Genomic DNA, 11323 nt, shown 5'->3' with positions numbered 1-11323 from the left:
GACCCCGCTACCGGGCGAGCTCCGCGGGTGCACCTGCGGAGCTCCCCGGGGCGGTGGCAGGGCGGGGCCGCAGCCCGAAGGGGGCGTTGCGGCGCGTCGGCCAGGGTGCGCGGACGTCGTCGGCGACCGAGCCGCTTAGCACCAGGATCCAGCCACCGGTGTCCTGCGCCAGGCCGACGAGGTGGGGCACGTCGCGCAGGCTCGGCGCGAGGGTGCGCAGGGCAGTCTCGTCGACGTCCGCGACGAGCAGCGCCCGACCGTCGCCCGGTTCGCGCAGGGACCCGGCGAGGTCGGCGGCGGTCTGGACGACCACCGAGACGTCCCGGCCCCGGCGGGTCACGGACGCCGGGCTCCACGGTTGTGCGTCGGCGCGGTGCGGCGCGAGGTTGACGACGTCCAGCCGGTCCGCTCCGACGACGTCCAGGACGTCATCGACGGTCAGCCGGATGTCACCGAGCACGACGTCCCGGATGCCGAGCCCGTCGGCACGGGCGAGACGCGCGGCGGCCCGCGACTCCCGGAGCCAGGTGGCGACCCCGTGCCGACGACGCCACGCCGTCCGCCACCGGCTCCGGTCCGGCGTGGCGCGCACGACGCCACACGTGGTCCGGAGAGGGAGCAGACCGGGGTACAGTCGCGCCACCTGCTGGTGGGCCTCGGCGAGCCGGTCGAGGTTCGCCGTCATGCTGTTGTGCGTGAGCACCACGTCGTGTGTCCCGACGTGCAGGCCCTCGCTGCGGACGCGGGCGCCGTACTCGACGGCGTAGGCGTGCCACGCCAGGTCGGGGTGCTCGCTGAGCGGCTCGGCGAGCACACGATCGCGTTCGATCAGGAAGAGGACCTCGTCGACGCTGTCGACCGGGACCGACGACGAGGGCTCGCCGATCATCACGACCCGGTCGCGCACCACACCGGCGACCGAGCCGGACGGTGTGATGCCGACCGCACCGAGCAGGCCCGTACCCGGGTCGTCCTGGAGCGCGGCGGCCGCTTCCTCCAGTGCGACGAGCGAGTGCAGATACACGTCCTGGTGGACGAAGACGACGACGTCGTTCCGCGCACGGCGGGCGCCGTCGTTGAGAGCGGCACCGGCGGAGGCGAACGCGCCGTCGCGGTTGTCCACGGGGAGGTACTCGGTCTGCGGGGCGTCCGGCGTCCCGGCGTGGATCGACGCGTCGAGGCAGGTGGTCCGGACGTCGAGGTCGTTGAACACGCAGACGATCGACACCGGTGTGCGGCGCGGCTGCGTGCCTGTCATGGGGACCTCTCTCGGGCGTGGCTGCGTCTTCTCGACGTGTCGACGATAGGGGACGAAAGGGGCAGGTTGGACATCTGGTCGAGAGGTTCACCCGGGTGGTGGCGACCCTGCGGGGACCTGCTCGGCGGACGGGTGATGCGGCTCGATCCGGTCGCGTGCGACGATGCCCGCACCCCCGCCAGCCGATCGATCCTGAGGATGACCACGGTGCCTGCTGATCCGCGTGGCGCGCCCGGTCGGGTGGCTGTCGTCGTCGTCACGTTCAACAGCGCCGACGTCGTGCCCGGGCTGCTCGCCTCGTTGCCCGACGGCCTCGCCGACCTCGCGTGGACGCTCGTCGTGGTGGACAACGGCTCGCGCGACGGCACCGTCGAGGTGGTGGAGTCGCTCGCCCCCGACGCCGTCGTCGTGCGGTCCGCCCGCAACGGGGGCTACGCGGCCGGCATCAACCTCGGTGCCGCGCAGGTGCCGGACCGGGGAGCCGTGCTCGTGCTCAACCCCGACGTCCGCCTGGGGCCCGGCTGCGTCCCCGAGCTCGTCGCCGCGCTCGGGCGCACGGGAGCCGGGATCGTGGTGCCGAGGCTCGACGACGCCGGCGGTCGCCTCATCTCGTCACGCCGCCGCGAGCCGACCTTGCGCCGTGCGCTCGCGGACGCGCTCCTCGGGGCGGAACGGGCCGGGTCGATCGCGGACCTGGGTGAGGTCATCACCGACCCCCGCGCCTACGAGGTCGAGTCGCCCGCGGACTGGGCCGAGGGCTCGACGCAGCTCGTCTCGGCCGCGTGCTGGGACGCCGTCGGGCCGTGGGACGAGTCGTACTTCCTGTACTCCGAGGAGACCGACTTCGCCCTGCGCGCCCGCGACGCCGGCTATCCCACCTGGTTCGTCCCGACCGCGCACGCCGTGCACCTGGAGGGCGGCTCGTCGGGCAACCCGGGGCTCTGGCGGCTGCTGGTCGCCAACCGGTTGCGCCTGTACAGCCGTCGGCACGGCCGTGTCGCGACGGCCGCCTTCTGGGTGGTGCTCGTCGGCCGTGAGGGCAGCCGGGCCCTGCTCGGCAAGCAGACGAGCCGGGCCGCGCTGCGGGGACTGCTGAGCCCGCGCTACCTGCGTCAGACCCCAGGCCCGCACAGCATCGTGGCGGTCAGCGCCAGCGCTTGAGCAGCCCCTTGGCCTCGAGTGCCGCCCGCCGGTGCACCGGCGGAGGGACCAGTGCCGCCTGGACCAGGGTCTGGGGTGTGTCGTCGCGCGTCACGCTGAACCGCGGCTGGAGCCACGCCCCGGCTGTCGCGAGGCGCCGGTCGGAGGTGTGCACGGCCGTGTACCCCAGCCGGCGCAACGCGCTCAACGTCTCGCGGTCGTACTGACCACGCGGCAGCGCAGCCTCGGTCACGTCCCCGGCGATCGTGGCGATGACCTCGCGGGCCTCGACGAGCTCCCGTCGCTGGACGTCGGGCGACATCGACCGCCACGAGACGTGGTCCATGCCGTGCGACCCGACCCGCATCCCCGCCGCACCGAGCTCGGCAACCTGCTGCGTCGTCACGCTGCCGGCCGTGTCGAGTCGGCCCGCCAGGACGAAGAACGTGCCCGTCAGGCCACGCTCGAGCAGCCCGGGCAGACCGAGCTCGACGTCCGAGGCGTTCCCGTCGTCGAACGAGATCACCGTCGCGGGCCACGTCGCGATCTCGTCGAGGATGCGCAGGTACTCGTCGGCCGTGATCCAGTACCGCGCCTCGTCGTCGTCGATTGGGCGACCTGGTGCACCGATGCCGTGGAAGCAGATGTTGCGCACGTCGCGGCCCATCAGTCCGTGCCTCCCGCCAGGCGCGACGACGTGTCGAGCTCCCACTGATCACCGCCGCGGCGCGCGCGGCGGTCGGCGACAAGGGTGAGCACGGCGTAGACGACTCCCGCCGGCGCGAGCCACGGTCTGCGCAGGACGACGTCGGTCAGCCAGCTGGTGCGGCTGGACGCGCGCACCCCTGCGCGTCCCTTGCGCAGGGCGACGTTCCCGCGGCGCACCCGGGTCAGACGCGCGACGAGGTCGCGGGTCCGACGCGGCGTCTCGACCTCGGTCGTGACGGAGGTGAGCACCACGCGTTCGGTCGCGGAGAACAGGGAGTCGAGGAACAGGTCGTCCGCGAGCACGTCGGGGAACTGCTCGAAGCGCGCGCGACCCGCGGCGGACAGGGCGATCATGCCCCGACCGTAGAGGCCCCTCCGGGCGGCCGGGAGCCGGGACTGGATGGCGAAGTAGCAGCGGACGGCCAGCGGTCGGCCGGTCAGGACGAGGTGGCGGTCCGGGACGGCGACGAGCGGGGTCGGCGCACCTTCGGCACCGGGCTGCGTCAGGGCGTCGACGAGGACTCGGACCGTGGCGGCCGTCGTGGCGATGTCGGCGTCGAGGTAGATCCGGGGGTTGCTCGTCGCGACCGCGTCGCCGGCGTTGAGGGCGGCCGCCTTGCCCGGTGCCGGCAGGTCGAGCACGCGGACGTCACGGGCGCTCGCGACGGCGACGGTCTCGTCGACGCACCCGTTGGCCACGACGACGACCTCGAGCTCACCCGGTGCGGTGCCGGCCAGGAGCCTGTCGAGGTTGCGGCCGATGACGGCCGCCTCGTTGTACGCGGCGATGATCACGCTGGTCATCGGGCCGCTCCTCCTCGTCCTGCCGGTACCGACCGTCAGGCGGGGAGACAGAGCCGCACCGGACGCGAGCCCGAGACTACGGGATCACGTCCGGTGCGGATGATGCTGCGCGGGTGGATCAGCCGACGCGCTGGCCGGCCTTGGGGCCGTCATGCCAGACGTTCCCCGAGAGGGTCACGGCGGGGGCGTTGACCGAGGAGAACGGTCCGTATGCACCGCCGTTCGGGAAGATCGTCGTCGTGATGTGGTTGTTCGAGATCATGACGTTGTTCACGCGGGACAGGACGTCGGTCCCGACCTGGTAGCCGCCGTACACGGTGTACGCGCCGCCGCCCATCAGGTTGCTGTCGATGAGGATGTTCTTCATCGAGTCGGCGGACCCGGTCGACAGGATGATCGCGGAGGTCGAGCCCTTCGCCACCAGGATCGTGTTGTGCACGATCCTGACGTTGTCGGACCCGAGCGACTGGATGCCGTCGTTGTGCGAGTCGGACGTCATCAGCAGGTCGTGGATGTACGAGTCCTGCACCGTGACGTTGTCACCGATCTTGAGGCCGTCGATCGTGCTGTGGATGTTCACGCGGGTGAGCGTGTAGTTCCGTCCGGCGACCGCGGCGTCGTTGTTCGTGTTGCCGTTGCCGTCGAGCTCCGAGTCGATGATCTGGAGGTTCTTGGCGCCCTCGTCGTTCAGGACGAGCCAGAACCCGTTGGCCCGGACGATCGAGTTGCGGATGACCACGTCGTTCGCGCCGGCCGTGATGACCAGCGGCGTGGTGATCAGCTTGGAGTCGATGACCGTGCCCGGCTGGGTGATGCGTGACGGGCCCGTGTACGGCGTCAGGGCGACGCCGGCGGGGACGCCGGTGGTCGACGCGCCGGGGTAGGCCCCCGTGACGGGCGGCGGCGGCGTGGGCGTCGCGGTCGGCGTCGGTGTCGGGGTGGGCGTGGGCGTCGGCTTCGGCGTGGCCGTCGGGGTCGGCGTGGGCGTCGCGGTCGGCGTCGGCGTCGGGGTGGCCGTCGGCGTCGGCGTCGGGGTGGCCGTCGGGGTCGGTGCCGGCGTCTTGGTGGGCGTCGGGGTGGCCGTGGGCGTCGCCGTGGGGGTGGAGCCCGCGTCCGTCGACGGCGCGAACACCGCGTCGACCCAGTACTGGCTGCGGTTCCAGGTCTGCTGCGGGAACGAGCTGGACTTCCCGTACGAGTAGACGCCCGACTTGCCCTTCGGGACCGCGAGGAGGTCGGTCTTCGAGCCCTCCCAGAACTGCTGGGTCTGCTGGTAGCGGCCCTTTGGCGCGAGGTACGAGGCGACGTAGCCGGAGCCGGCCTTCAGCTTCACGGGCTGGTCGAAGTACGCGGTCTGCCAGCCGCGGGAGGTCTCGCCGGCGAACGTGACCGTCGCGAGGCGCTTGCCCGAGGCGTCCCAGAGGTTGCCGACGTGGGTGCCGGTGTTCTCGGGCGTCTTGTAGAACCGGACACCCAGGACGACGCCGTCCTTGGCGGGCGTGAACGGGGTGCCCAGCTCGACGCTGTCCCGGTCGCTGTCGACGCTGCCGTTGGTGGGCGCGGCGTCGCCCCACACGGTGACCTTGCCGGGGACTGCTGCGGCCGCCTGGGCCGGCGTCAGGCCGGCCCCCGAGGAGGCGACGCTGAGGGTGACCCCCACGACCGCTGCTGCCGCGACTGTCGCGATCACCCGCGCCAGAGGCGCACGCCGCGAGGGCGCTCTGTGCATGCTCGATCGGTTCACGAGGTGTGTCTCCCTACCATCGCGGCGCCCGAGATGACGGTCTTGTTGGGACCGATATCTCATGTCTCCGTGCGAGGGGCGCCGTTTTTGTCACTGTCGGATAACGAAGCGGCCCTCATGCTGGCATGGGTGAACTTACCGACAAACCTTCACTCGCATGGAGCAATCGCCTGATTCCCCCGATCGTGGGCTGAACTGGAAGAACGTCCAACAAAACTCGTTATGAGATTTGTCTCATTATTTGAGACATTTTGAAGCGGTTGCCTGATGGAACCGGGCATCTGCGGACAACCTTCACTCCGCCGGTCCGTTGGTCTCGCCCCCCGACGGGCGATGACACGACAGGTACGGCGTGGCAGGCTGCACGACCGTGACGACCCCTGTCCGCCTCAGCCCGGTCGACGACGGCAACCTTCCGGAGATCGCTCGTTTCCTCCACGAGAACCTGAACAGCCGCCTCTCCGCCGATGCCTGGGCGCGCGCTCTCGCACCCACCTGGCGCACGGCCGAACCCACCCACGGCTTCGGCCTGTGGGCCGACGGGGTGCTCGTCGGCGTCTACGCCGCCTTCTTCTCCGAGCGTGTGGTCGCCGGTCGGGAGCGACGGATCTGCAACCTGGCGGCGTGGTGCGTCCTCGACGGGTACGGGGCGCACGGGCTGAGGCTGCTCAGGGCCCTGCTGTCCTGCGGGGCCGACGTCTTCACCGACCTGTCTCCCAGCGGCTCGGTGGTCCCCATCGACCTCCGCCTCGGGTTCCAGCGGCTCGACACCACGACGGACGTCCGGCCCGGCTACCCGTCCTGGCAGCGACGCGTCACCGTCGTCACCGACCAGCGGCGCATCGCCGATCTCCTGACCGGGCGTGATGCCGAGCTCTTTCGCGACCACGTCGGCTCCGCGGCGGTCCAGCACGTCGTCCTCCTGGTCGACGGGCGACCGTGCTACGTGATGTACCGCCGCGTCCGCCGCAAGCGCCTGCCCGTGTTCGGCGCTCTCGTGCACGTCGGGGACACCGCCCTCTTCGCGCGCGGGGTGCGGTCCCTCGGCGCGCACCTGCTGGTCCGCGGCATGCCGGTCCTGCTCGCCGAGCGCCGCATCGTCGGCGGACCGGTCGCGTGGTCGAGGACGGTGCAGGGGCGGCCGAAGCTCTTCAAGGGCGCCGACGTCGAGGCCGCCGACATCGACGACCTCTACAGCGAGATCACCTCCGTACCGTGGTGAGTTCACCCGATGTGTCCCAGATCGGGGCGGGAGCGGTCGTTACGCTGACGCGGTGATCACGGTCTGGCACGAACTCCTCGCCGCGCGCGCCCGGGTCGCCGGCGACGCCCCTGCGCTCTCGTTCAAGACGGAGACGCTGAGCTATGAGGATCTGTGGGCAGCCGCGAACCGCTGCGGCTCCGCGCTCGCCGGGCTCGGCCTGGCGCGCGAGGACCGGGTGGCGGTGTTCCTCGAGAAGCGCCCCGAGACGGTGACGGCGTTCCTGGGTGCCTCCGTGGCGGGCGGGGCCTTCGTGCCGGTGAACCCGCTGCTCAAGCCCCAGCAGGTCGCGCACATCCTGTCCGACTCCGGCGCGCGCGTCCTCGTCACGTCGGCGGCGCGGCTCGACCTCCTGTCCGAGGTGCTCGCACAGTGCGCCGCGCTCGAGCACGTCGTCGTCGTCGACGAGCCCGGGACGGCCCCTGACGGCGTCGCGGTGCACGGGTGGGCGACCCTGATGCGCGACGCGACGGTGGCACCGCCTCCCCCGGGGGTCGACCTCGACGTCGCCGCCATCCTCTACACGTCCGGCAGCACAGGCCTGCCCAAGGGTGTGGTCCTGAGCCACCGCAACCTGGTGGTCGGTGCGCAGAGCGTCAGCCAGTACCTCGAGAACACCGCGGACGACGTGATCCTGTCCGTCCTGCCGCTCAGCTTCGACGCCGGCCTGTCGCAGGTCACCACGGCCCTCGCCTCCGGGGCGCACGTCGTCCTCCTCAACTACCTCGTCGCGGCGGACGTGGCCCGGGCGTGCGCGCGGTGGAAGGTGACCGGGCTGACCTGCGTGCCACCGCTGTGGATCCAGATCGCGGACCTGGACTGGCCGCCCGAGGCGCGCGCGTCACTGCGCTACTTCGCCAACACCGGGGGACGGATGCCGAAGACGGTCCTCGACAAGCTGCGCTCGGTGTTCCCCGACGCCCGCCCGTACCTGATGTACGGGCTGACGGAGGCGTTCCGGTCGACCTACCTGGACCCCGCCGAGGTCGACCGCCGGCCGGACTCGATCGGCAAGGCGATCCCGAACGCGGAGATCCTCGTGGTCCGGCCCGACGGCACCCCCTGCGACCCGGGGGAGCCGGGCGAGCTGGTCCACCGGGGCGCGCTGGTCTCGCTGGGCTACTGGGGCGACCCCGAGCGCACCGCGCAGCGGTTCCGTCCCGTGCCGGGACCCACCACCGGGCACCGGCTGCCGGAGCTCGCGGTGTGGTCGGGAGACACGGTGCGGGCCGACGAGGAGGGGTTCCTCTACTTCGTCGGTCGTGCCGACGAGATGATCAAGACGTCCGGCTACCGCGTCAGCCCCACGGAGGTCGAGGAGGCCGCGCTGCGCACCGAGCTCGCCGTCGACGCCGTGGCGTTCGGGGCCGAGGACTCCCGGCTCGGGCAGCGGATCGTGCTGGTCGTGGCGCCGGCCACCGGGGTGACGCTGGAACCGGCCACGCTCCTGGCCGCGCTGCGCAGCGCCCTGCCGACGTTCATGGTGCCCGCCGAGATCGTCGTCCGGGACACGATCCCGCGGTCGCCGAACGGCAAGTACGACAGACGGCGCGTCCGGGCGGAGTACGAGTCGTGACCGCGTCGACCACCGTGAGCGCGTTCGGCGAGGTCGACGGCGTCCTGACCGTGGGAGGGATCGGCGTCGACCGGCTGGCGCGACGGGTCGGCTCCACACCGTTCTTCGCCTACGACCGGCACCTCATCACCCAGCGGGTCGCCCTGCTGCGCTCGCTGCTCCCCGAGCGGCTGAGCCTCGGCTACGCGGTCAAGGCCAACCCCATGCCCGCCGTCGTCCACCTGCTCGCCTCGCTGGTCGACTCCCTCGACGTCGCGAGCGCCTACGAGATGCGGGTCGCGCTGGACACCGGGACGGCCGCGTCTCGCGTGAGCTTCGCCGGACCTGGCAAGACCACCGCGGAGCTCGAGCAGGCGGTCGCCTCCGGCGTCACGATCGAGATCGAGTCGGAGGGTGAGGCGCGCCGCGTCGTCGCCGCCGGCGAGGAGCTGGGGGTGCGACCGTGCGTCGCCGTGCGCGTCAACCCGGACTTCGCGGTCCGCGGTTCCGGGATGCGGATGGGCGGCGGTCCCCAGCAGTTCGGCGTCGACGCCGAGCAGGTGCCGCAGCTCCTGCGCGAGCTGGACGCGGCGGGCGTCGACCTGCTGGGGTTCCACGTCTTCGCCGGGTCGCAGAACCTGTCGGCGGACCTGATCGTGCAGGCGCAGACGCGCACCGTCGAGCTGGTGCTCGCCCTGGCCGCCGACGCGCCACAGCCCGTCCGGTACGTCAACCTCGGCGGCGGCTTCGGCGTCCCGTACTTCCCGCAGGACCAGCCCCTCGACATCGCCGCGGTCGCCGCGAACCTCACCCGGCTGGTCGAGGACGAGCTGGCGCCGGCGCTCCCGGACGCCGACCTCGTCATCGAGCTCGGCCGCTACCTCGTCGCCGAGGCCGGTGTCTACGTCACGCGCGTGGTCGACCGGAAGGTCTCCCGCGGCAGCACCTACCTCGTGGTCGACGGCGGGATGCACCACCAGCTCGCCGCGTCCGGCAACCTGGGCCAGGTGATCCGCCGCAACTACCCGCTCGCGGTCGCGGGGCGCATCACGGCGGAGCCCGAGGAGACGGCCACGGTCGTCGGGTGCCTCTGCACCCCGCTGGACCTGCTGGGCGACCGCGTCGAGCTCCCGCGAGCCGACGTCGGCGACCTCGTCGTCGTCTTCCAGGCCGGCGCCTACGGCCTGACGGCCAGCCCGACGGCCTTCCTGGGCCATCCCGCACCAGTCGAGATCCTCGTCTGACCCACCACCAAGGAGCCTCATGACCGACGCAACGCTCGAGGGTGTCAAGGGCATCGTCGTCACCACCCTGGGCATCGAGGACCGTGCCGCGACGCTGACGGCGTCGAGCCCGCTGTTCGGCGCGGTGCCCGAGCTGGACTCGCTCGGCGTGCTCGAGGTGGTCACCAACCTCGAGTCGCACTTCGCGATCACGATCGACGATGAGGAGTTCTCCGGCGAGATCTTCGAGACGCTGGGCTCGCTCGCGGAGTTCGTCGAGGGCAAGCTCCCGTCGGCCTGATGCGCCCGCCACGCGTCCTGATCATCGTCCAGAACCTGCCGGTCCCGCTGGACCGACGGGTGTGGCTGGAGGCCCAGGCACTGACCGCCGCGGGCTACCAGGTCAGCGTCATCTGCCCGAAGGGTCCCGACGACCCCGCGCGGCAGGTGCTCGACGGGGTCGGCATCTACAAGTACCGCCCTGCCCCCGAGGCGAACGGCCTCCTGGGCTTCGTCGTCGAGTTCGCGTACTCGTGGCTGCGGACGGCGGCACTGTCCGTGGTCGTGCGGCGCGAGCGCGGTTTCGACGTCATCCAGGCGTGCAACCCGCCGGACACCTACTGGCTGCTGGCACTCCTGTGGCGGGTCGCCGGCGTGCGGTTCGTCTTCGACCATCACGACCTCAACCCCGAGCTGTTCCGCTCGCGGTTCGGGGAACCGCGGTCGATCGGGGCACGTGCGCAGTACGGCGGGCTGCTCTGGCTCGAGCGGCGCACGTTCCGGGCGGCGGACCGGGTCATCTCGACGAACGAGTCGTACCGTCGAGTCGCCCTCGAGCGCGGTGGGGTGCCCCGGGAGCACACGGAGGTCGTGCGCAGCGGCCCGGACACCCGTCGGATGCGGCCGGTGGTACCCGAGTCGGATCGTGCGCGCGGCGGCCACCTGCTCGTCTACCTGGGGATCATGGGCCCGCAGGACGACGTGCACGTGGTGCTGGAGGTCATGGACGAGCTGGTCCGCGTGCGTGGACGACAGGACGTGCGCGCGGCGCTGCTCGGGTTCGGGGACACCCTCGAGGACCTGCGGCGGCAGTGCATCGCACTCGGGCTCGACGACGTCGTCGAGTTCACCGGCCGGGTCGGTCTCCGCGAGATCGGTGACTACCTGAGCGCCGCGAGCCTCGGGCTCGGCCCGGACCGGAACACGCCGCTGAACGACGCCTCCACGATGAACAAGACCATGGAGTACATGGCCTACGCCGTGCCCGCCGTCTCGTTCGACCTCACGGAGACCCGGTTCTCGGCCGGCGATACCGGCGTCATCGTCCCGTCCGGGGACATCGGCGCCTTTGCGGACGCGGTCGAGGAGCTCCTGGACGACGAGCACCGGCGCGTCGCACTCTCGTTGGCTGCGCGTGAGCGCGCGACGGCCGAGCTCGACTGGCGTCCGCAGCGGAGCCGCTACCTCGGGGTGTTCGACGGACTGCTTCGTTTCCGTTCGACGGTTCCGTCGGACGACCCCGCCCCGGACACCAAGGATCCGTGGGGGCGGGCCTACGTGGACCTCGACGAGCCCGGACGGCTCGAGTCGTTCGTCCGGTCCCGGGGTCCCGCGCGCTGAGCCCGCGCAG

At 71.9% G+C, this 11323-nt stretch carries 10 protein-coding genes; 6 read left to right on the top strand and 4 right to left on the bottom strand.

Translation table 11 applies throughout. From position 1 onward, the window contains the following. Positions 1-7: 7 nt before the first annotated feature. Positions 8-1258, bottom strand: a complete 1251-nt coding sequence (locus tag J2X26_RS01380) for a glycosyltransferase (protein WP_307489171.1) — start codon at positions 1256-1258, stop codon at positions 8-10. 207 nt (positions 1259-1465) lie between these two features. Here J2X26_RS01380 and J2X26_RS01375 point away from each other — a divergent pair, with 207 nt between their 5' ends. Beyond that, the gene (locus J2X26_RS01375; protein WP_307489169.1) at positions 1466-2419 is read left to right on the top strand and encodes a glycosyltransferase family 2 protein; all 954 of its coding nucleotides are present in this window, start codon (positions 1466-1468) and stop codon (positions 2417-2419) included. On the opposite strand, the gene J2X26_RS01370 is transcribed toward J2X26_RS01375, so the two are convergent. The 3 genes from J2X26_RS01370 to J2X26_RS01360 all read right to left on the bottom strand — a co-directional run bounded on the left by J2X26_RS01370 (position 2403) and on the right by J2X26_RS01360 (position 5570). Then, positions 2403-3065 (bottom strand): polysaccharide deacetylase family protein, encoded by a 663-nt coding sequence (locus J2X26_RS01370; protein ID WP_307489167.1) that lies wholly within the window; start codon positions 3063-3065, stop codon positions 2403-2405. The genes J2X26_RS01375 and J2X26_RS01370 overlap by 17 nt on opposite strands. After that, positions 3065-3910 carry a glycosyltransferase gene (locus tag J2X26_RS01365; protein ID WP_307489166.1) on the bottom strand — a complete coding sequence of 282 codons (846 nt, stop codon included), beginning with the start codon at positions 3908-3910 and terminating at the stop codon, positions 3065-3067. Before J2X26_RS01365 ends, J2X26_RS01370 begins: the two co-directional genes overlap by 1 nt. Before the next feature lie 118 nt (positions 3911-4028). Further along, positions 4029-5570 carry a DUF4082 domain-containing protein gene (locus J2X26_RS01360; protein ID WP_307489165.1) on the bottom strand — a complete coding sequence of 514 codons (1542 nt, stop codon included), beginning with the start codon at positions 5568-5570 and terminating at the stop codon, positions 4029-4031. 454 nt (positions 5571-6024) lie between these two features. Between J2X26_RS01360 and J2X26_RS01355 the strand changes: the two genes are divergently transcribed. The 5 genes from J2X26_RS01355 to J2X26_RS01335 are packed head-to-tail and all read left to right on the top strand — an operon-like array spanning position 6025 to position 11313. Continuing rightward, positions 6025-6876: a hypothetical protein gene (locus J2X26_RS01355; protein ID WP_307489163.1), complete on the top strand. Its 852-nt coding sequence runs from the start codon at positions 6025-6027 to the stop codon at positions 6874-6876. A 52-nt stretch (positions 6877-6928) separates the two neighbouring features. After that, positions 6929-8491, top strand: coding sequence for an acyl-CoA ligase (AMP-forming), exosortase A system-associated (locus J2X26_RS01350; RefSeq protein ID WP_307489161.1), 1563 nt, complete (start codon positions 6929-6931; stop codon positions 8489-8491). Further along, positions 8488-9714 carry a pyridoxal-dependent decarboxylase, exosortase A system-associated gene (locus J2X26_RS01345; RefSeq protein ID WP_307489159.1) on the top strand — a complete coding sequence of 409 codons (1227 nt, stop codon included), beginning with the start codon at positions 8488-8490 and terminating at the stop codon, positions 9712-9714. Before J2X26_RS01350 ends, J2X26_RS01345 begins: the two co-directional genes overlap by 4 nt. A gap of 19 nt (positions 9715-9733) precedes the next feature. Further along, positions 9734-9994, top strand: coding sequence for an acyl carrier protein (locus J2X26_RS01340; protein ID WP_307489157.1), 261 nt, complete (start codon positions 9734-9736; stop codon positions 9992-9994). Beyond that, the gene (locus J2X26_RS01335; RefSeq protein ID WP_307489155.1) at positions 9994-11313 is read left to right on the top strand and encodes a glycosyltransferase family 4 protein; all 1320 of its coding nucleotides are present in this window, start codon (positions 9994-9996) and stop codon (positions 11311-11313) included. Before J2X26_RS01340 ends, J2X26_RS01335 begins: the two co-directional genes overlap by 1 nt. Positions 11314-11323 lie beyond the last annotated feature (10 nt).

The sequence above is a fragment of the Cellulomonas humilata genome (genome assembly GCF_030814415.1).
Taxonomy (GTDB): domain Bacteria; phylum Actinomycetota; class Actinomycetes; order Actinomycetales; family Cellulomonadaceae; genus Cellulomonas; species Cellulomonas humilata_A.
This window is presented reverse-complemented; position numbering and strand designations above follow the sequence as displayed.